The sequence below is a fragment of the Brevibacterium salitolerans genome (assembly GCF_039531405.1).
Lineage (GTDB): Bacteria > Actinomycetota > Actinomycetes > Actinomycetales > Brevibacteriaceae > Brevibacterium > Brevibacterium salitolerans.
The window spans coordinates 139,051-158,681 of the sequence record NZ_BAAAPZ010000006.1 but is presented as its reverse complement, the minus strand read 5'-3'; the positions used below and the strand labels follow the sequence as shown (position 1 = coordinate 158,681).

Here is a 19,631-nt window from a genome sequence, read left to right as displayed (position 1 = left end):
CCGCTCACCTCTGCAGAGCGTTCAGGAGGGCCCCGCGCACGGCAGCGGCCGCATCGGCCCACCGCCAGAGACCCTCGCCCACGCTGCCGCGGGGCCGCGCCAGCGCCTCGGTGATCGCTGCGGCCATCGCCGCTGCCTCGGGAGCGGCGACGATCGCGTCCTCGAAGATCGCCTCGATCCCGCTGTCGGAAGCCGTCACACCGGGAATGCCGAAGTACTGCGCCTCTGCGAGCGGCAGGCCGAATCCCTCGTCGGAGGATGCGAGCACGATGCACGACGCCGTGGCGATGAGCTGCTGATACTCGTCATCCGTCACGAAACCCGGCAGGCGGACGCGGTCTCCGAGTCCCAGGGCGACGGCCCGTGCCCGGAGCTCCTCCCCATAGGAGCCCCTGGCTCCGAGCACGGTCGCAGTCACGCTCTCGCCCTCCGGCCCCAACCGGGCCAGCGCGTCGATGACCAGCTCCGGCCGCTTGTTATTGTGATGCCCGAAGGTCACGACGGTGGAGGGTGACGGCTGAGCCGGCGTGATCCGCCAGCGCCGGGCATGGTCACGCCCGTTCTCCACCACCAGCGTCCGCGCGCCGGGCACCACCTCCCGGGTCTCGGCCTCCGTTTTGGCGGAGATGCAGATGTTCAGATCGGCGTGCCTGGCCGAGACCTCCCACAGCCTGCGGTACGCCTTCTGGACCGCGCCGAACTCCGCGGGCCGCCGGAGGTGCCGCCAGTCGTGCTGGAAGCAGAAGGCCGGTGTGCGGCGGAACAGGGGCGAGACGATCGGGCTCAGGGAGACGCAGCAGTCTGCGCGCGTGATCGCTCGCATGACCGGCGTGGCGAGCACCTGCCCCGGAGCCCGGGTCAGTATGCGCTCGTTGGGCCAGCGCAGGCCGCTGACGCCGGAGCAGTCCGCCACCGCCTCATGCAGGGACGAGCCGCCGGCGACCACCAGTTCGTCCTCCGGGAACGCCTCCGACCAGGCGCGGATGAGCTCCGCCGCGTGCAGACGCATCCCACCGGAGAACTTCGTGGCCGCGAGCGCGTCGACGAGCACCTTCATCCGAATGTTCCTCGCTTCGACCTCGGGTGGAGAGCGGGCCCGAGAAGGTAGGGATACCGGGCGTAGAACTTGAGCAGGGAGGCGATCTCCCGTCGCCACGGAGCCAGACGGAACCGCCCCGCCGTCTCACGGGCCCATCCGTGCGTCCAGACCACCCGAGAGGTCACTGCGCTGGGGATGCCCGCGCGACGGGCCCGCAGAGCCAGGTCGGTGTCCTCGTAGTAGAGGAAGAAGTGATCGTCCCAGGGCCCGTCCAACCGGCTGAATGTCTCCTTCCGGCCGGCCACGGCGGCCCCGGTCAGCCAGACGACCGGCGTGAGCTCCTGCGCATCCCCTGCGAAGAGGCGGTAGCGTCCCTGCACCTTCGCCGGCGCCAGACGGTTGAGGACCTTGTCGGTCAGATACGGCCACCCCCGCCCGTTGGGCTGCCGCGATCCGTCGTCATTCACGAGCTGCGGCGACACGAGCAGGTGCCGATCGCCGAGCAGGCGCTCGAGCACGGGGAGTGTCGCGACGTCCACGGCGATGTCCGGATTCACGAACGCGACATACTCTCCTCGCGCTGCGGCGAAGCCCACATTGTTCGCCGCACCGAACCCGCGATTCTCCTCCAACCGGACCACCTGCGCGCCGAAGGAACGCGCGAGGTCCGCGGTCCCGTCCGTGGAGGCATTGTCCACCACGATCCACTCGACCGTGTCATCGGACGCGAAGCCGCCCCAGTACTCGCGCAGCTTGTCCGCGCTGTTGTAGGTGACGGTGATGAGGGTCCACAGAGGAGCGTGAAGCCGACTGCCGGATACGTTCACCCTGCGCTCCTCCACCTGCGATCTCGACTGCTCCGATGCGTATCCTTCATCGGATGAATACGTACCTCGTACAGTATAGACACGCCTTTCGCACCTCCCGGTCCACTCCGCCGGAGGCGGCCCGCCGTCCTCGCGTCGCCGGGCAGCCTCACCTCGGCCTCCTGCGCACGGACATCTCCGCTCCGGAGAGCACGAGCATGCCGCACGAGAACCAGATGGGGCCGGCGGCACCCAGCGGAGCGGCCAGCAGCCCCGCCGCGGCGGGGAATGCCACCTGACCCAGCCGATTCCCCATGAGCCGCGTGGCCAGCGCGGTCCCTCGCCAGGACGCGGGGACCGCCTGCGTGATGAGCGACATGGTCAGAGGCTGGCCCAGCCCGAGGAGGAAGCCGCCCAGCACCATCAGCGCTCCGGCGGCCCACGGACTGCCGATCAGCAGCGGTGGGAAGACCAGGGCGACGCCGGCTCCCAGCGTCGAGACGCTCACCAAACGGCTCCGGTCGAAGCGACGGGTGAGCGGCGGCAGCAGCATCCGCGAGGCGATGGAGGCGATGCTGCGACCGGCCAGGAGCACGCCGACGACGGCCGGTGCGACCCCCGCCTGCTCCGCCACCAGAGGCAAATACGCGGTGAGGACGTCGATCATGACGAGCAGGGTGAGGCTCGCGAAGATCTGCGAACCCACGCCGGGCCTTCCGAGCACGCCCAGGGCTGTGGGCCGCACCGCGCCCGCCGTGTCGGTCGCAGCCTCCCTCGCATCCGCAGCGCCGGGAGTCGTCGCCTCCTCGCCACGGCCTCGGGCCCGGCCCGCGGCGGCGAGCAGCGGGACGGCGAGCAGCGCCGCACCGGCGCCCAGCCACAGCGCCAGTGCGATCTGGTCCGCATGCGCCTGCCGTCCCAGCACGGCGCCGGCGAGCAGCGGCCCCAGCAGCTGCCCCGCGGAGAACGCCGCCGTGAAGTAGCCGAAGCCCCGGTCGAGCGCCTCCGGGGGTGAGAACCTGGCGATCGCGGTCTGTCCCGCGATGGTGAAGAGCAGGTGCCCGAGGCCCAGCACCGCGTTCGCCGCGAACACGAATGCGATGCTCTCGGTCGCGGCCTGCAGCGCACCGCCGGCGGCGAGCAGAAGCGCCCCCGCCCCCATGATGTGGCGCAGACGCAGAGTGCGGTCCGTGAGGCGGCCGAGCGGCAGTGCGATCACCAGAGGCAGGATCGCGTACGCCGCGGTGACCACGCCGATGAGCGCCGGAGCGGCGCCGAGGTCCAGCAGCTTGTACGACGTGACGGGACGGAACAGGTTGAGTCCCGTCTGCGTGAGCACGGCCGCCAGCACCAGCGGCCAGAGCCAGGAGCTGCCGCCCCTCACAGGGCGGTCGCCTCCTCAGTGCTTCCTGCGCTGCCGTCTGCAGCCACGCCCTCCATACCGCCTCAGTCGATCAGGTCGTGCCGCACGATCGACTGCTCGCGATCGGGACCCACGCCGATGACCGACATGCGGGTGCCGGAGAGCCTCTCGAGCGCCAGGATGTAGTTCTGCGCGTTCACCGGCAGGTCCTCGAAGGTGCGGACGCCGGTGATGTCCTCCTGCCAGCCCGGGAACGTCTCGTAGATGGGCGTCGCGTGGTGGAAGTCCGACTGCGTGAGAGGCATCTCCTCCACGCGCCCCCCGTCCACGTCGTAGGCGACGCAGACGGGGATCTCCTCCAGGTCGGAGAGCACGTCGAGCTTGGTGAGGACGTAGTCGGTGAAGCCGTTGACCCGCGAGGCGTACCTCGCGATGACGGAGTCGTACCACCCGCAGCGACGGGGGCGGCCGGTGTTCACGCCGTACTCGCCGCCCTGGGTCTGGAGGTAGACGCCCATGTCGTCGAACAGCTCCGTGGGGAACGGCCCCGAGCCCACCCGCGTGGTGTACGCCTTCACGATGCCCACGGACCGGGTGATGCGCGTGGGGCCCACCCCGGAGCCCACACACGCCCCGCCCGCCGTGGGGTTGGAGGACGTGACGAACGGGTACGTGCCGTGGTCCACGTCCAGCATGGTGGCCTGACCGCCCTCCATGACGACGAGCTCACCCCGGTCCAGCGCCTCGTTCAGCAGGAGCGCCGTGTCCGCGACGTAGGGGCGCAGCCGGTCCGCGTAGGAGAGCAGCCCCTCGACGATCTCATCGACCTCGACGGCCCTGCGGTTGTAGACCTTCACCAGGAGCTCGTTCTTCTGCGTGAGCGCGCCCTCGATCTTCTGCCGGAGGATCGACTCGTCGAAGATGTCCTGGACACGGATGCCCAGACGGCCCACCTTGTCCGCGTACGCAGGGCCGATCCCGCGCCCCGTGGTGCCGATGGCGCGCTTGCCCAGGAACCGCTCCGTGACCTTGTCCAGCACCTGGTGGTAGGGCACCACCAGGTGGGCGTTCGCGGAGATGCGCAGCTTCGAGGTATCCGCACCGCGGGACTCCAGCATGTCGATCTCCTCGAAGAGCGCTTCGAGGTTCACCACCACGCCGTTGCCGATCACCGGGGTGGCATTGGGCGAGAGGATGCCGGCGGGAAGGAGCTTGAGCTCGTACTTCTCACCGCCCACCACCACGGTGTGCCCGGCGTTGTTGCCGCCGTTGGGCTTCACCACGTAGTCGACACGGGTGCCGAGGATGTCGGTGGTCTTGCCCTTGCCCTCATCGCCCCACTGGGCCCCGACGACCACGATCGCTGGCATGGCTCTCTCCTTCTTCCCGCGCGCATACGCGCAGACACGAGCACGGACCCCGGCCGAGGCCCACGCCATTGTTTCATGCCGCCTCGGCCTCGCCTATCGGAGGACGGGGAGGATCGCCTCCAGCTGGTCCTCGATGTCGTCGGCCATGCGCTCGAACGCGCTGCTGAGCTGGCCGAAGGGGTCTGCGACCTTCCGCATCCGCGCCGCACGGGACAGGCTCTCCCGGGCGGCGTGTGCAGAGGCGAGCACTGCGCCGAGCGAGACTCCGCCGGCAGCTTCGGAGCGGAGAAGCTCCGCCAGCTCGTGCAGGGTGAAGATCCGGCCGGCCGCGTCCGGCGCCAGCTCGGTGCAGAAGTCGCGATGGTCCGGCCCCATCCCGAGCACCAGCTCCGCCTCCGCGATCATCTCCGCCGTCACCTGCCTGGCGCTGTGGCCCGCGCAGGAGAAGCCGCGCTGCTGTGCGACCTCCTCCGATCCCTCGTCAGCGGGCCATCCCCGCAGCCCGTGTGTGCCCGCGCTCGCCACCGCGCTGCCAGCGCCCAGGACAGCGCGAAGCCTGTGCTCCGCATACGGCGAGCGGCAGATGTTGCCCGTGCAGATCATGAGAACCCGGCCTGACACGGAAGGCGCTGCGCTGTTCATGGGGCGACAGTACACGGAGACGACGGCTCACGTAGGAGAGCCGGAGGCCGCGGTTCCGGTCCGGCCGGTGGAACGCCGCCACCCCTGGGTGCCCGGCATGAGCCACGCCCGCACCCTGCCCGACACGCCGAGGAGCACCAGACCGATGCAGATCGGGATCGCGTAGGCCGCGGCGAAGAGTGCCCACCCGCTCATCTGATGCTTCAGCGCCCAGATCACGGCTCCGTGGATCAGCAGCACCGGGGTGCTGGTGAAGACCAGGACAGATGCCGCGCGCAGGACGAAAGCGGGCATCAGAGGTTCGACAGCCTGCGTGAGCACGAGCGCACCGCAGGACACCGCGACGACGGCCAGGAAGCTGAGCACCGGGGTGCCGTGGTATCCCGCCTTGAGCACCATCGGCTCCGCCCTTCCGGTCAGCAGCAGAAGGAGGCCCCCTCCCAGCGCGAGCGCCGCCGGCAGCACGGCGAGGCCTCAGGTGCGCGCCGTCATGGTGACGGGAGCGACCGCCTGCAGCAGACGACCGGTGATGAGGAACTGCAGTGCCCAGAGCGCATTGCCGAAGCCCAGCGGCAGGAGGTCCGTGTACTCGCCGAACACGATCGATCCGGCGACGGAGAGCACGAGGACCAGGACGAGGGGGAACCAGCCCCGCATTCTGTCGATCAGGCGCAGGAGGATGCAGGCGAAGAACATCGCGGTGAGGAACCAGTAGGCGGTGAATGGCTCCGTCGCCTTGGCACCTCCCCACAGCGTCACAGCCGCGGTCTTCACCACGATCGCGAGGGGCGCGGAGCTCAGGAGCAGGGTTGCGACGAGCACGCACAGCAGAGGCACTCCCCACGCGATGTAGGGGCGGATGAGCGTCCGCCACTTGTGGCGGGCCTCGTCGACGACTCCTCGCCCGGGCTTCCAGAGGTAGCCGGTGACCACGAAGAACACGGCGACGTACCCGCTCAGCGGCTTGTCGGTCCAGACATGCCCGGCGACGACGAGCGTCAGCGCGAGGAACCGCACCAGATCCAATGAGGAAGACCGGCCCTCCATGTCCCATCACCCTGTCCCGCTCCGCCGACTGCGTGCCCGACCCACAACTCTCCTGAGAATCAGAAGGGCATGTCAGCCTCCCGCATACTACCTGAAAGCGAATTGTTGCTTTCGGTGACAATTCGCGGACCCCGAACAGACGGCAGCACGACGGGGAGCCGTTCCCGTCTGCGGATCGGCCGCCGTACGCACCGGAACACGGCGAAAAGACAGACGGGAGCAGCCACGGCGGCTGCTCCCGTCTGCGCAGAGGGGACAGGCCCCTCCCCCAGTCACTGCACGGTCACTTCATGCGATTGCCCGCGGAGCCCAGGTTCTCGCAGGCCTGCACGATGCGCGCGGCCATGCCGGCCTCGGCGGCCTTGCCCCAGGCGCGCGGATCGTAGAGCTTCTTGTTGCCCACCTCGCCGTCCAGCTTGAGGACGCCGTCGTAGTTCCTGAACATGTGGTCCGCGGCCGGACGCGTGAAGGCGTACTGCGTGTCCGTGTCGATGTTCATCTTCACCACGCCGTGCCGCACGGCCGTGGCGATCTCCTCCGGCGTGGACCCGGAGCCGCCGTGGAACACGAGGTCGAACGGCTTGTCCTTGCCCACCTCCGCGCCGATGGTCTCCTGGATCTCCCCCAGGAGCTCCGGCCGCAGCTTCACGTTGCCCGGCTTGTACACGCCGTGCACGTTGCCGAACGTGAGGGCCGTGAGGTAGCGGCCCTTCTCGCCGGAGCCCAGCGCCTGCACCGTGGCGCGGGCGTCCTCCACCGTGGTGTAGAGCTGATCGTTGATCTCGTTCTCCACGCCGTCCTCCTCGCCGCCCACCACGCCGATCTCCACCTCGAGCAGCGTCCGGGCGGCGGTGGAGAGCTCGAGGAGCTCCTCCGCGATCCGCAGGTTCTCCTCCAGGGGCACCGCGGAACCGTCCCACATGTGGGAGCCGAACAGCGGGTCCTCACCGCGGTCCACCCGCTCCTGCGAGAGCGCGAGCAGCGGCTTCACCCAGGACTCCACCTTGTCCTTGGGGGCGTGGTCCGTGTGGAGCACGATGTTCACGTCGTAGGACTTGGCGACCTCCTGGGCGAACACCGCGAACGCCACCGCACCCCGCACCTGGTCCTTGACCGTGGGACCGGAGAGGTACTCGGAGCCGCCGGTGGAGATCTGGATGATGCCGTCCGACTCCGCCTCCGCGAACCCGCGGATCGCCGCGTTGATCGTCTGCGAGGACGTGCAGTTCACGGCCGGATAGGCGAAGCCCTTGGCCTTCGCGTTGTCGATGAGCTGGGAGTAGACCTCGGGGGAGGCGACGGGCATGGCATCTCCTTGCATAGGGGAACCGGTTCGGGGAAGTCCTCGCCCCCATGTTTTCACCCGCCGGAGGTTTGCACCAGTCACGGGACATGCGCGTGGGACGTGTCCCGGAACCGGAGAGAGGGTTCCGGGACACGTCCCACAGCGGTGCTCAGACGCAACGGCGGAAGGCACCGGGTCACTCCCATCGGCCCGCCTGCCCCGAAGCCGAGGCCGCCGCCCGGGAACCGGACAGCGCGCTCACTCCTGCCGGGGCCGCCCGCTCTGCGGCAGCCGCTTTGCCGGCTCACGCTGGGCCGTGCCCTGCTTGGGGTGGGCTTCCCGCCTGTTGAGCAGCGGGCTCTTCGTCGCAGTGAGACGGTAGTCGATGCGGTTGTCCACGCGTGTGTCGATCTCCTCGCCCCAGTCCTCGTCGAAGTTGGACTTGATGTGCGAGCGCACCAGCTGCAGGCCTGCGCGGATGCGAGCCTCCCGCTCAGCCGCATTGCGTATCCGCATCTCCTCCCGCAGCGCCCGGAAGAGCGCGAGACACATGAGGACGAGGACGACGCTGAAGGGCAGCGCCGTGGCCAGCGAGGCCGCCTGGAGCGCCTCGAGGCCTCCGGACCACAGCAGCGCGATCGCGATGAGGCCCTCGAGGGTGCCCCAGAGCACACGCGACCATGTCGGCGGGTTCGGGTGACCACCTGAGGCGAGCATGTCGATGACCAAGGATCCGGAGTCCGAGGAGGTGACGAAGAAGATCGCCACGAGGATGATCGCGGCCACGGAGAGAATCCCGCCCATGGGCAGGCCCGAGACGAGGTCGAAGAGGGCTGCGTCGCTGGAGACGCTCTCCCCGGCCGGGACGAGCGGATCATCGGTGAAGAGCTGCCGATGGATCGCCGTGCCGCCGAGCACGGACAGCCAGAGCATGCCCATGGCCGTGGGCACGAGGAGGACGCCGATGACGAACTCGCGGATGGTCCGTCCGCGGGAGACGCGAGCGATGAACACACCGACGAAGGGCGCCCAGGCGATCCACCAGCCCCAGTAGAACAGCGTCCACGTGGAGTTCCAGTCCTGGCCCTCGGCACCGGTGAGCGCGGCGGTGTCGAACGTCATGTTCATGAGGTTGGCCAGATACACGCCGAGCGACTCCACGAAGTTCCGCAGGAGGAACAGCGTGGGTCCCATGACCAGGATCGTGATCATGAAGACCGCGGCCAGGGACAGGTTGATGTTCGAGAGCCACTTCATGCCCTTGCCCACACCGGAGACCACCGAGCCGAGCGCGATGAACGTGATGACGACGATGAGCACGATGAGCACGGTGATGTCGACGGTCTCGACTATGCCGATGGCGCGCATACCTGCGGCGATCTGCTGCACGCCCAGACCGAGTGAGGTCGCGATGCCGAAGAGGGTGCCGAAGATCGCGAGGATGTCGATGAGGTCACCGACCCAGCCCTTGACGGCCTTCCCGAAGAGCGGCTCCAGTGCCCAGCGGATGGAGATGGGACGGCCGCGGCGGTGGATGGCATAGGCGATGCCGAGACCGATCACTGCGTAGATGGACCACGGGTGCAGGCCCCAGTGGACGAAGCTCTGAGCCATCGCCAGACCAGCTTGTTCGGACGGGTCGGCGGACCACCCGGGCTTGGGGTCGAACGAGGCATAGGAGAGCGGCTCACCCACGCCGTAGAACACGAGACCGATGCCCATGCCGGCGGCGAAGAGCATGCAGAACCAGGTCAGCCACGAGAACTCGGGCTTGTCGTCGTCATTGCCGAGCTTGATCGTGCCGAACCTGCTCAGTCCGATGAACACCGAGAACACGATGAAGCCTGCGATGACGAGCATGTAGTACCAGCCGAAGGTGGACACGATCCAGTCGTTGATCGCCTGGAGGGCTCTGCCGGTGGGGTCGGGGAAGATCATCGCGACAGCCGCGATGAGGACGATCACGCTCAGCGCAGGCCAGAACACGCGCGGAGCGATGTTGCCGCTCCCGAGCCGCACGCCCTGGGCGCGGAGCTTGCCCACGATGCGCACATCGGAATCGGTGTCCTGGAGCTGCTCGGCTTCCGAGAGCTCCTCCGCGGCGTAGACGGTCTCTTCGTCCTGAGATCCTTCCGGTGATGGGGTCCGTTCCGCGATCGCAGCGGCTTCCGCCTCGTCCTGCGCACTCTCGGATCGATTCTCGGAGTCGGTGGTGCTGGCTCCGAAGCTCATAAATGCCCTTCCGGTAGGTTTCCTTGGCGAACACGTGCAGCCGTCCGGACGACTGAGAAGCGTCCCTGGGCGGGTTCCGGCATATGCACATGTAATTCGCAGTCTAACGAGACTTGCTTCTTTAGCTACTGTTCCCGGTATGAGCACGCATTCGGGCGAGCGCTCCGGAACCCGCGGCGCGGTCGCCGCCTGGTCGCTCTGGGACTGGGGATCCGCCGCCTTCAACGCCGTCATCGTCACCTTCGTCTTCGCGCCCTATCTCACGTCCGGGGTGGCCGCGGACGAGGCCTCGGGCTCCACCGCCCTGGGCTGGACCACCGCCGCGGCGGGGCTGGTGATCGCGCTCGTGGCCCCGGCGATCGGCACGCGCGCGGACACCGGCGGGCGCCACCGCTTCTGGCTGGGCTTCCACACCTTCGTCGTCGTGGCCGCGATGGCCGGCATGTTCTTCGTCGAGGACTCCCCCTCGCACCTCTGGCTGGGCCTGGTGCTCCTGGCCGTGGCGAGCGTCTTCTTCGAGTTCGCGGAGGTGTCCTACAACAGCATCCTGCTCTCCCTCTCCACCCCGGCCACGGTGGGCCGGATCTCCGGTCTGGGCTGGGGCCTGGGCTACGTCGGAGGGCTCGCACTCCTCGTGCTCCTCCTCGTCACGGTCATCCAGCCCGAGGTGGGCCTCCTGGGGGCCACGGACGAAGGCGGCCTGCGGTACCGGCTCGTGGCCGTGCTGGCCGCCGTCTGGTTCGCCGTGTTCGCGCTGCCGGTGCTGCTGATCGGACCGCGCTCGGCGACGGAGGCCGCGGCGTCCGCAGACCCCGCGGCCTCCGGAGGGACGGGCCCTTCCGGTGCGGCGGACCCGGCAGCCGCACCACGCGCCCGAGGCCGTTTCCCGCTCTCCTACTTCCGCGGCTTCGCGGCCGACTACCGCAGGCTGCTCCGGCGTCTGCTCCGGATGTGGCGGGAGGACCGCCTCACCCTGCGCTTCCTCATCGCCTCCGCCGTGTTCCGCGACGGGCTCGCGGCGATCTTCGCCTTCGCAGGGGTGCTTGCCGCCGGGTCCTACGGGTTCACGGCCTCGGAGGTGATCGTCCTGGGCGTGGCCGCCAACCTGGTCGCCGGCACCGGCGCGATCCTCGCCGGGGTGCTCGACGACAGACTGGGCTCCAAGCGGGTCATCGTGGTGGGCCTCCTCTGCCTCATCGCAGGCGCCGTGCCCATCGCGGTGTCCGACTCACCCACGGTGTTCTGGGTCGCCGCCATGTTCCTCTGCGTCTTCGTCGGCCCGGTGCAGGCCTCCTCGCGCTCGTTCCTCGCACGCATCACCCCCGCCGAGCACGCGGGCGAGAACTTCGGCCTCTACGCGACCACGGGCCGCGCCGTGAGCTTCCTGGGGCCGCTGATGTTCTCCACGGCGATCGCGGTGCTGGGCTACCAGCGGGCGGGCGCGCTCGGCATCGCACTGGTGCTGGCGGTGGGACTCCTGCTCATTGTGCGGCTGAAGGAGCCCGCGCACGCCGAGGCGGCCTCGGGCGCGGATCACGACACCTCCGCGAGCACCGGCTCGAGCCTGGAGAAGAGCGAGTGACCCCGCCCACTTCTGGACTTAGCGATCGTACAGTAACTTGGCTAGACTGGCGGCAACGGCCGGATCGTCACGACCGCTGAACGACCGGACTCACGCTGCACCGAGCCCGGAACCGCACACCGACATCGCACACAGGAGTGTTCATGGACCAGCTTCTGAACAAGGAAGAGCTGGAGTTCGCGCAGCACATGCGCGAGTTCTACCGCACGGAGATCCCGGAGGAGATCCGGTTCAAGGTGGCCACCGGTCAGGAGCTGACGAAGGACGACATCGTCACCTCCCAGCGCACCCTCAACCAGCACGGCTACGCGGTCCCCAACTGGCCCGTGGAGTGGGGCGGCCAGGACTGGACGCCCGTCCAGCGCCACATCTGGCTCGAGGAGATGCAGCTGGCCTGCGTCCCGCAGCCGCTGGCATTCAACGCCTCCATGGTGGGTCCCGTCATCGCGACGTTCGGCAGCCAGGAGATCAAGGAGCGCTTCCTCCCCGCCACCGCCAACGTGGACATCTGGTGGTCGCAGGGCTTCTCCGAACCCAACGCCGGCTCCGACCTCGCCTCGCTCAAGACCTCGGCGGTCCGCCAGGGCGACAAGTACATCGTCAACGGCCAGAAGACCTGGACGACGCTGGGCCAGTACGGCGACTGGATCTTCATGCTGGTCCGCACGGACCCCACCGTGAAGAAGCAGGCGGGCATCTCCTTCCTCCTCATCGACATGAAGTCCCCCGGTGTGACGGTGCGCCCCATCCAGCTCATCGACGGCGGGCACGAGGTCAACGAGGTCTTCTTCGAGAACGTCGAGGTCCCGGTGGAGAACCTCGTGGGCGAGGAGAACAAGGGCTGGACCTACGCAAAGTTCCTCCTGGGCAACGAGCGCACCGGCATCGCCCGGATCGGCACCTCCAAGGTCAACCTGGCGCGCGCCAAGGCCTACGCCGCGCTCACCAAGACCTCGCGCGGCACCCTCCTGGACGATCCGCTGTTCTCCGCGCGGCTGGCCGAGATCGAGGCCCGCCTCACCGCCCTGGAATTCACCCAGCTGCGCGTCCTCTCCACGCAGGCCGCGGGATCCGACAAGCCGGACCCCCGCTCCTCCGTGCTCAAGCTCCACGGCTCGCAGCTGCAGCAGGACATCACCGAACTGCTCGTGGACGTCCTGGGCCCGCAGGGCCTGGACTTCGTGGACTCCGCCGTCGTGGGCGACGGGTTCACCGACCTCCCCGGCGCGGCGGCCACCGCCCTGCCCGACTACTTCAACACCCGCAAGGTGACCATCTACGGCGGTTCGTCCGAGGTCCAGCGCGGCATCATCAGCAAGGCGATCCTGGGTCTCTGAGCCCCGCCCTGCACTGACCCAAGGATTCGAAGGAGAGAACAGATGGACCTTGAACTCACTGAAGACCAGCGCGAACTGAAGTCGACCGTCGCGCGCCTGCTGAAGTCCGAGTACGACGCCGCGACCCGCGAGGAGATCCTGAACTCGGACGCCGGCTGGAGCCGTGAGAAGTGGGAGACCTTCGCGGAGCTGGGCCTCCTGGGCCTGCCGTTCAGCGAGGACTACGAGGGCGCGGACATGGGCTTCGCCGAGGTCGCCGTCGTCATGGAGGAGTTCGGCCGGGCACTCGTGCTCGAGCCCTACCTCTCCACCGTGGTGCTGGGCGGCGGTCTCGTGAACGCCGCGGGCACGGATGCGCAGAAGGCGGAGATCCTCCCGGGCGTCGTCGCGGGCGAGACCCTGCTGGCCTTCGCCGGCTACGAGCCCACCGGGCGCTACGACCTCACCTCTCCGGCCACCTCGGCGACCGAGGCCGGTGACGGACACACCCTCACCGGGGAGAAGACCGCGGTGCTGGGCGCCGCGGACGCGGACACCTTCGTGGTCTCCGCCGCCGCGGACGGCGGCGTGGGGCTGTTCCTGGTGGCCGCCGATGCCTCCGGCGTCTCCGTCTCCGGCCGCACCCAGGCGGACGGCGTCCGCACCGGCTCCGTCCGGTTCGACGGCGCGCCCGCTGTGCGGTTGGGCTCCGGCGACGCCTCCGCGATCATCGAGAAGGTCATCGACACCGCCAACGCGGCACTGGCCGCCGAGGCCGTGGGCGCCATGGAGGCCTCCCTCCAGATGACGGCGGAGTACCTCAAGACCCGCGAGCAGTTCGGTGCGCCCATCGGCGTGAACCAGGCTCTGCAGCACCGCGCCGCGGACGCCTACGCCACGCTCGAGGGCGCCAAGTCGATGGCGCTGTACGCCAAGCTCGCCATCGCGGGCGAGGAGGCCGCCGCGGCCTCGGGCGAGGGTGCCGTGGACTCGAAGTCCCGCCACCGCGACGTGCTCGCCGCCAAGCTCGTCATCGACAATGCGGCACGTGAGATCAGCCAGGAGTCGATCCAGATGCACGGCGGCATCGGCATGACGATGGAGTACCCCATCGGCCACTACGCCAAGCGCCTCACCGTCATCACGAAGACGTTCGACGACAAGGACGAGGTGGCCCAGGCGCTCGCTGCGCAGGGCGGCCTCCTGGAGCCCCACGCGGCGGACCTCGCCTGAGGCAGGGTGCTCGAGCGGCGGGGTGCGCGAGCACCGGCCGCTTGAGCACCCACCGCGCATCGGCATCGACTCAGCCGCCCACATATGCGTGGGCGGCTGAGCGCGTTCACGGGCCCTGCATGCAGCATTCCACCGGACGATGTTCCACCGCACGATGACGGAGCCGCCCAGTCATGACTGGGCGGCTCCGTCATCGTCAGGGTCCGGCTTCGGCCCGCCGGCGCGGTGCGCAGCCGGCAGCGCCCTCAGTGTGAATCGGCAGCGGCGTCAGTGTGAGCCGGGAGGGGCGAAACGACTGTCGCCCTGCGGCCCCTGCTGACCGGGGTGTCCACCGGGAGCACCGGGTGCCGAGCCTCCGGGGCCGCCGTGGCCCTGCGGGCCGGAGCCGAGGTGGCCCGCACCGGGGTGTCCCTGTCCCGGCACGCCGGGGTGACCGGACGGTGCGCCCGGAGCCGGCCCGCCGGGGCCGCCCGGACCCTGTGGTCCCGGACCCTGCGGATACCCGGGTCCGCCCTGCGCGGGCGCGCCCTGCGGGTATCCGGGCGCCCCCTGCTGCGGAGCGCCGGGGTGGAATCCCGGACCACCCGGATAGCCGCCCGGGCCGGCGGGTGCGCCACCCGGACCGGCCGGACCACCGGGATGGCCGCCCGGACCGCCCTGCCCGCCGGGGAAGCCGCCGGGACCCATCGGGCCACCCGGACCGGCGGGTGCACCCGGGCCACCGGGGTAGCCACCGGGGCCGCCCGGGTATCCACCCGGAGCGCCGGGGAAGCCGCCGGGAGCTCCGGGGCCCTGCGCCTGCTTCTTCCTCGACCGCAGGACGAGGAACACGATCAGCCCCGCACCGCCCAGCACGATCACCGCGCCGACGATGATGAGCACGATGAGCCAGGGGAAGCCGCCGGCCTTGGCGGTGGCGCTGAGGGTGTCGCCGTCGAAGTCGCGGAGGTCCCAGGTGGCGGTCTTGCCGGAGATCTCGGCCCCCTCCGCATTCGTCACCGCACCGGGGAAGGTCACGGCGACGCGGGCCTCGTCGAACACGGACCGTATGGAGCCTCCACCGCCCATGCCGGCCTCGGAGCCCATCGCGCTCACCGGGTTGGGCATGTCGAAGGTGATCTGCCCGTCGGCAGAGGCGATGTCGATGCCGTCCACGCTCGGAGCGCCGAACTCCGAGGCGGCGGAATCCGTGGACGCGAGCTCGTCCGCCGGCACATCGTCGAACTTCATGAGCATGCCCAGGTAGCCGTCATCGTCCTTGATCTTCTCGACGGTGACGCCCTCCGGCATGGACGGGTCGTTCTGCGCCTCCTCGACGGAGCGGTCGATCTCCGATTCGTCGATGGGCTCGCCCATGTCCTCGAACATCTGGGGGTCGGCGGAGATGGCGAGCGATCCGCTGACCGTCTCCTCCTTGGAGATCTGGAAGTCCGCGTTGAACTTCACGCAGCCGCTCAGCACCAGGGCGAGCAGGGCTGCCGCGAGGACGACGAGGAGGGGACGGGTGCGCTGCTTCGCGGGGCTGGCGCGCATGAGAGGAGCTCCGATCTGACTGCGAGGCAGCCTGGCTTGCATACGCGCCCAATCTATCAGCGAACGGACAGCGGCCTCGGAGGGATATCACGGCGGAACCGTGGAGGCGGAGGAGCCGCGAGAGGAACGGCACCCGCACAGCGTGTGATCCCCGCGCGCTGTGCGATCAGTTCTCCTAGCCGTGTCGCGGCGGACGGCTGAGGGAACTGATCCCACCAGCGGCCAGACGCGGACCGCCACCGACTGTCACAGGCAACCGAGACTTGACGTCACAAACCGACAGATCTCCCGACCGTCTGTCCACAGATTCGACGATGCCCCGCCGCGACCACGGCGGCCTTGCTTTCCTTGGACCATGCACCCTCAACCTGCCGAAGACGTACCCCGTCGGCGACGGCGGCCGCAGAAGGCCACCACTGCGGACCTCAGGAAACGCCGGTCACCGGACACGCCGGCGCCCGGACCCCAGCAGGGGACCGCATCGGGACGCAGGGCCGGAGGCAGCAGAGCACCGGCGGGCGAGGAACACCCTCTCCATCTCCGCAGAGAGACCGAAGTCTCGGCTGTTCCGCGCATCTTCCCCGTTGACGCCGCGGACCGCACGGGCGCCGGTGCCCACCGCCTGTCCGCGTGGCAGGCCAGGGAGTCACCGGCCTTCCTTCGTCCTCTGCGGGGAGTTCGACTGGATCCCCAGCGCACCGAGGAGATCACGCATCCCGGATGGGCCGACGACCGCTGGTTCGAGCTGCGCGCCCGGTTGGCCTCGGTGCAGGCACGGCATCCCACCGCAGCAGGTTCGCATCTCACCGCAGCCGCTCTCCTCGGGATCCCGCTGCCGAGCCGGCTGCGGAGAAGCGACGACGTGCACGTGCTCCACCGCAGCCTCATCCGCCTGGCCGGGGTGAAGTGCCACCGGGGAACCCAGCTGCCCGACACCGTCACCACCGGCGGAGTGATCGTGGTGTCCGCACTGCAGACACTCGTGCAGCTTGCGACCGTTCTCCACGAGAAGGAACTCATCATCGCCGTGGAGAGCGTGACCGGCACGTGGCACCCGCCCACGCTCTCACCCACGGAGATCACCGAATCTCTCCACCCCTACCGCAGACATCGTGGCGCGCTCACTCTGCTGCGGGTGCTGGACCGGGTGCGCACCGGCGTGGCCTCTCCCAAGGAGACCGAACTCCGTCTCAACATCGTCGCCTGGGGATATCCCGAACCCACAGTGGGTCACAAGGTGTGGATCGAGTCGATCGGCAGACACCTCACACCGGACCTCGCCTATGAGGAGGTGCGGACCGGCATCGAGTACGAAGGCGCTCACCACCGCACGTCACGGAGGCAGTTCGAGAAGGACGAAGACAGGCGGTGCGCATTCAGGTCCGCAGGGTGGTTCATCGAGAGGATCTACGACAGCGGGAAGTACCTCGACACCATGGACACGGTGATGAAGCGGTTCGCCGATCTGGAAGCGGGCCGACCCCTGAGCCCCTGACCCCGCACGCCGGCACTGGAGTCCGCCGCCGGCACTGGAGTCCCCTGCCGGCGCCGGAATCCGCACCGCCCCTGGAGTCCGCGCCGCCCCTGGAGTCCGCGCCGGTGATGGAATCTGCGCCGTCGCCAGCCGGCTCTTCTCCGCCGGTCACCTTCCGAGCAGACCCCGATCCCGCCGGCCACAGAGAGATACGATTCTGGATCGATCACTCTGCCCGGCCACTCCATGCAAGATGGCTGGGTGAAGTGATCAGACAATCCCGGGCCCGAGGCCGAGGCGAGGCTGGCCGGGCCGTGGGTGGGCCGGGCCCGGGCCCGAGGCGAGGCTGGCCGGGCCGTGGGTGGGCCGGGCCCGGGCCCGAGGCGAGGCTGGCCGGGCCGCGGGTGGACGATTCGGAAGGTGAGCCGGCAGGCGCCGCGCGGCCTCAGCCCTGCACCCGCTGGCCGAACACGTGGCGCCGGATCCATGCGTGCATCGCCACCGAGGCCGCGGCGGCTGCGTTGATCGACCGTGTGGAGCCGAACTGCGCGATGGAGAGCACCGCCCCGCACGCCCTGTGCGCCTCCTCGCTCAGCCCCGGCCCCTCCTGGCCGAACAGCAACACGCAGCGCTCCGGCAGGTCGAAGGTCTCCAGCGGCACGGAGTCCGGGAAGTTGTCGATCCCGATGAGCGGCAGCCCACGCTCCCCGCACCACTCCGCAAGAGCCTGCGCGTCCCCGTGGTGATGCAGGTGCTGGTAGCGGTCGGTGACCATCGCGCCGCGGCGGTTCCATCGCCTCCGGCCCACGATGTGCACCGCCGCCGCGTTGAAGGCGTTGGCCGTACGCACCACGGAGCCGATGTTGAGGTCGTGCTGCCAGTTCTCCACCGCCACGTGGAAACAGTGCCTGCGGGTGTCCAGATCCGCGACGATCGCCTCGACCGTCCAGTACCGGTACTCGTCCGCGACGTTCCGCCGGTCGCCCCGGGCCAGCAGCTCCGGATCCCAGTGGTCACCCGTGGGCAGCTCGCCCTCCCACGGACCCACACCTACCTGCGGATCCTGGTCCGCAGCGGCTGGGACCGCTCCCGAGGCGCCGGGCCGGCCGTCCCCGGCCGCGGAGAGGTCCGCTCTCACCTTTGCGACCGCAGGGCCGTCAGCGCCCGCATGGAGCGCCGGGTCCGCGCCCGAGGCCGCGGCTGCCCCCTGGCCGGAACCCGGCGCCGGACCCGCGAGGGAAGGAGCGTCCGCGCCCGAGGCCTCGGGCGCGGCCGGTGATCCGCTCACTTCTCGGTCGTGTCCGCACCCGCGGCGTCGCCGGCGGCAGCGTCCTCCGACGCGGTGCTCCCGGCTTCCCCGGACTCGTCCGCTGCGGACGACGCGGATGCGCCGTCTGCGGCCGGTGCGGGCGCGACGCCTGCCTTCTCCGCGGCCTTCTTCGCCTTGCGGGAGGTGCGCGCCACCGCCTTGCGTCCGCCGCGCCCCGCTCCCGCCAGCAGTGTGCGCCGGTACGCCGCGGACGCCAGCAGGAAGACCAGGAGGCCCACCGCCGCGGCGATGGCCGCAGCGGCCAGGCCCTCCCACCACTCGGCACTGCCGGCGAAGTACCGCAGCGGCATCGCCACCGGCGAGCTGAAGGGGATGAAGGAGAGGATCTGGAGCACGGTGCGCTCCGCCCGGAAGTACATGGGCAGGACGGCACCGGCGACCATGAGCACCACGAGCGCACCGTAGCCGAACCGCTGGAGGCCCTTCGACGAGGCCGTCGAGACCCACAGATGCGCGGCGAGCACCAGGAACACCGTGGCGACGGCGGTGAGCGCGAACCAGCCCAGTCCCGGCAGCAGCGCCATGGCCTCCGTGGTGCGCTGTCCGATCGACAGCCCCACGAGGAGCACGCCCGCGCCCACCAGCACGTAGGTGAGGGAGAGCAGCGTGAGGCCGTACACGCGGCCCCATGCGGAGGAACGGGCCGGGATCGCGGAGGCGATGACCTCCGCGAGGCGGTTGCGCTTCTCCGTCCTCAGGTTCTGGTAGAGGGCGGCGCCCAGCGCCAGACCCGCGAGGAGCACGACGGCGCCCATGCCCCAGCCCACGGGGTCCGCCAGGGACGAGGCCACCGCCGGCTCGTCCACGTACTGCACGGGGACGGGCTGGTTGAGCTTCTCGAGGATGGCGATGGGCTCGCGGTCGAGCGCGATGAGCTGCGCCGGGCCCATGCCGGTGGGATCGAGCACGTACAGCGCGCCGACCTCACCGTCGCGCAGCATCTCCTCGCCCGCTTCCTGTGTCTCCGCCGCGACGACGGGGATGCCGACCTGCTGCGCGAAGGCGTCCGCCTGCTCGGCGGGCACGCCCACCACCGCGAGCGTGCTGTTGCCGCCAGCCTCCGCGCCCACGCGCTGGAAGCCGATGATGAGCGCGGCGATCGTCGCCAGGCCCAGCACCAGGGCGCTCACGTAGAACAGCGGGCTGCGCGCCACGCTCGAGGTCTCCCGGTTCGCCACCAGGTACGCGGCCTGGGACGCGGAGAGATCGTGGAACTCGCTCACCAGGCCCGTCTTGGGCGTGGAGGCAGGATCGGGGCGGTCCTCGCGCAGCTCCTCGGGGAGCTGGGCCTCATCGCTGAAGTCGAGGAAGTCGTCTGCGAGCTCCGTGTCGTTCGTCGTCTCTTCGCGGTTGTCTTCGTCTCGCCTGTCTTCGACCAT

General features: G+C 69.7%; 16 protein-coding genes. 4 read left to right on the top strand and 12 right to left on the bottom strand.

Annotated elements, in window-relative coordinates; genetic code table 11:
* Nucleotides 1-4 precede the first annotated feature (4 nt).
* From ABD240_RS08760 to ABD240_RS08720, 9 genes are all read right to left on the bottom strand, one after another.
* Complete coding sequence (locus ABD240_RS08760) at nucleotides 5-1,057, bottom strand: glycosyltransferase (protein WP_291798331.1); 1,053 nt, start codon at nucleotides 1,055-1,057, stop codon at nucleotides 5-7.
* A complete protein-coding gene (locus tag ABD240_RS08755) occupies nucleotides 1,054-1,866 on the bottom strand; it encodes a glycosyltransferase (RefSeq protein WP_291798334.1) in 813 nt (270 codons plus the stop codon). Before ABD240_RS08755 ends, ABD240_RS08760 begins: the two co-directional genes overlap by 4 nt.
* 148 nt (nucleotides 1,867-2,014) lie before the next feature.
* A complete protein-coding gene (locus ABD240_RS08750) occupies nucleotides 2,015-3,229 on the bottom strand; it encodes an MFS transporter (protein WP_291798337.1) in 1,215 nt (404 codons plus the stop codon).
* A 62-nt stretch (nucleotides 3,230-3,291) separates the two neighbouring features.
* Nucleotides 3,292-4,578, bottom strand: coding sequence for an adenylosuccinate synthase (locus ABD240_RS08745; protein ID WP_344336898.1), 1,287 nt, complete (start codon nucleotides 4,576-4,578; stop codon nucleotides 3,292-3,294).
* Between the two features lie 93 nt (nucleotides 4,579-4,671).
* Nucleotides 4,672-5,220, bottom strand: coding sequence for an arsenate reductase/protein-tyrosine-phosphatase family protein (locus ABD240_RS08740; protein WP_291793550.1), 549 nt, complete (start codon nucleotides 5,218-5,220; stop codon nucleotides 4,672-4,674).
* A 27-nt stretch (nucleotides 5,221-5,247) separates the two neighbouring features.
* Nucleotides 5,248-5,685 carry a hypothetical protein gene (locus ABD240_RS08735; protein WP_344336897.1) on the bottom strand — a complete coding sequence of 146 codons (438 nt, stop codon included), beginning with the start codon at nucleotides 5,683-5,685 and terminating at the stop codon, nucleotides 5,248-5,250.
* A gap of 9 nt (nucleotides 5,686-5,694) precedes the next feature.
* Nucleotides 5,695-6,267 (bottom strand): acyltransferase family protein, encoded by a 573-nt coding sequence (locus tag ABD240_RS08730; protein WP_344336896.1) that lies wholly within the window; start codon nucleotides 6,265-6,267, stop codon nucleotides 5,695-5,697.
* 283 nt (nucleotides 6,268-6,550) lie between these two features.
* The gene (fbaA, locus tag ABD240_RS08725; RefSeq protein ID WP_291793556.1) at nucleotides 6,551-7,573 is read right to left on the bottom strand and encodes a class II fructose-bisphosphate aldolase; all 1,023 of its coding nucleotides are present in this window, start codon (nucleotides 7,571-7,573) and stop codon (nucleotides 6,551-6,553) included.
* Nucleotides 7,574-7,810: 237 nt separating this feature from the next.
* Nucleotides 7,811-9,784 carry a BCCT family transporter gene (locus ABD240_RS08720; protein WP_291793559.1) on the bottom strand — a complete coding sequence of 658 codons (1,974 nt, stop codon included), beginning with the start codon at nucleotides 9,782-9,784 and terminating at the stop codon, nucleotides 7,811-7,813.
* A 139-nt stretch (nucleotides 9,785-9,923) separates the two neighbouring features.
* Between ABD240_RS08720 and ABD240_RS08715 the strand changes: the two genes are divergently transcribed.
* The 3 genes from ABD240_RS08715 (at nucleotide 9,924) to ABD240_RS08705 (ending at nucleotide 13,915) form a co-directional block, all read left to right on the top strand.
* Entirely contained in the window at nucleotides 9,924-11,366 is a 1,443-nt protein-coding gene (locus ABD240_RS08715; RefSeq protein ID WP_344336895.1) for an MFS transporter, read from the top strand.
* Between the two features lie 143 nt (nucleotides 11,367-11,509).
* Nucleotides 11,510-12,703: an acyl-CoA dehydrogenase family protein gene (locus ABD240_RS08710; RefSeq protein WP_291793564.1), complete on the top strand. Its 1,194-nt coding sequence runs from the start codon at nucleotides 11,510-11,512 to the stop codon at nucleotides 12,701-12,703.
* 42 nt (nucleotides 12,704-12,745) lie between these two features.
* Nucleotides 12,746-13,915 (top strand): acyl-CoA dehydrogenase family protein, encoded by a 1,170-nt coding sequence (locus ABD240_RS08705; RefSeq protein WP_344336894.1) that lies wholly within the window; start codon nucleotides 12,746-12,748, stop codon nucleotides 13,913-13,915.
* A gap of 267 nt (nucleotides 13,916-14,182) precedes the next feature.
* Here the strand turns inward: ABD240_RS08705 and ABD240_RS08700 are convergent, their stop codons facing one another.
* Nucleotides 14,183-15,448 (bottom strand): LppM family (lipo)protein, encoded by a 1,266-nt coding sequence (locus tag ABD240_RS08700; RefSeq protein WP_344336893.1) that lies wholly within the window; start codon nucleotides 15,446-15,448, stop codon nucleotides 14,183-14,185.
* 862 nt (nucleotides 15,449-16,310) lie between these two features.
* On the opposite strand from ABD240_RS08700, the gene ABD240_RS08695 reads away from it, so the two are divergent.
* Nucleotides 16,311-16,943, top strand: coding sequence for a hypothetical protein (locus tag ABD240_RS08695; protein WP_344336892.1), 633 nt, complete (start codon nucleotides 16,311-16,313; stop codon nucleotides 16,941-16,943).
* Nucleotides 16,944-17,367: 424 nt separating this feature from the next.
* On the opposite strand, the gene ABD240_RS08690 is transcribed toward ABD240_RS08695, so the two are convergent.
* Together ABD240_RS08690 and ABD240_RS08685 are read right to left on the bottom strand one after the other, a co-directional pair.
* Complete coding sequence (locus tag ABD240_RS08690) at nucleotides 17,368-17,970, bottom strand: TrmH family RNA methyltransferase (protein ID WP_291793597.1); 603 nt, start codon at nucleotides 17,968-17,970, stop codon at nucleotides 17,368-17,370.
* 236 nt (nucleotides 17,971-18,206) lie between these two features.
* The gene (locus ABD240_RS08685; RefSeq protein WP_291793577.1) at nucleotides 18,207-19,631 is read right to left on the bottom strand and encodes an ABC transporter permease; all 1,425 of its coding nucleotides are present in this window, start codon (nucleotides 19,629-19,631) and stop codon (nucleotides 18,207-18,209) included.

Bases quoted from the DNA above. Each gene is read 5' to 3' on its own strand.
- ABD240_RS08730 (WP_344336896.1), bottom strand. From the start codon at position 6,267: ATGGAGGGCCGGTCTTCCTCATTGGATCTGGTGCGGTTCCTCGCGCTG.
- ABD240_RS08745 (WP_344336898.1), bottom strand. From the start codon at position 4,578: ATGCCAGCGATCGTGGTCGTCGGGGCCCAGTGGGGCGATGAGGGCAAG.
- ABD240_RS08710 (WP_291793564.1), top strand. From the start codon at position 11,510: ATGGACCAGCTTCTGAACAAGGAAGAGCTGGAGTTCGCGCAGCACATG.
- fbaA (WP_291793556.1), bottom strand. From the start codon at position 7,573: ATGCCCGTCGCCTCCCCCGAGGTCTACTCCCAGCTCATCGACAACGCG.
- ABD240_RS08715 (WP_344336895.1), top strand. From the start codon at position 9,924: ATGAGCACGCATTCGGGCGAGCGCTCCGGAACCCGCGGCGCGGTCGCC.
- ABD240_RS08740 (WP_291793550.1), bottom strand. From the start codon at position 5,220: ATGAACAGCGCAGCGCCTTCCGTGTCAGGCCGGGTTCTCATGATCTGC.
- ABD240_RS08700 (WP_344336893.1), bottom strand. From the start codon at position 15,448: ATGCGCGCCAGCCCCGCGAAGCAGCGCACCCGTCCCCTCCTCGTCGTC.
- ABD240_RS08685 (WP_291793577.1), bottom strand. From the start codon at position 19,631: ATGGTCGAAGACAGGCGAGACGAAGACAACCGCGAAGAGACGACGAAC.
- ABD240_RS08760 (WP_291798331.1), bottom strand. From the start codon at position 1,057: ATGAAGGTGCTCGTCGACGCGCTCGCGGCCACGAAGTTCTCCGGTGGG.
- ABD240_RS08705 (WP_344336894.1), top strand. From the start codon at position 12,746: ATGGACCTTGAACTCACTGAAGACCAGCGCGAACTGAAGTCGACCGTC.
- ABD240_RS08720 (WP_291793559.1), bottom strand. From the start codon at position 9,784: ATGAGCTTCGGAGCCAGCACCACCGACTCCGAGAATCGATCCGAGAGT.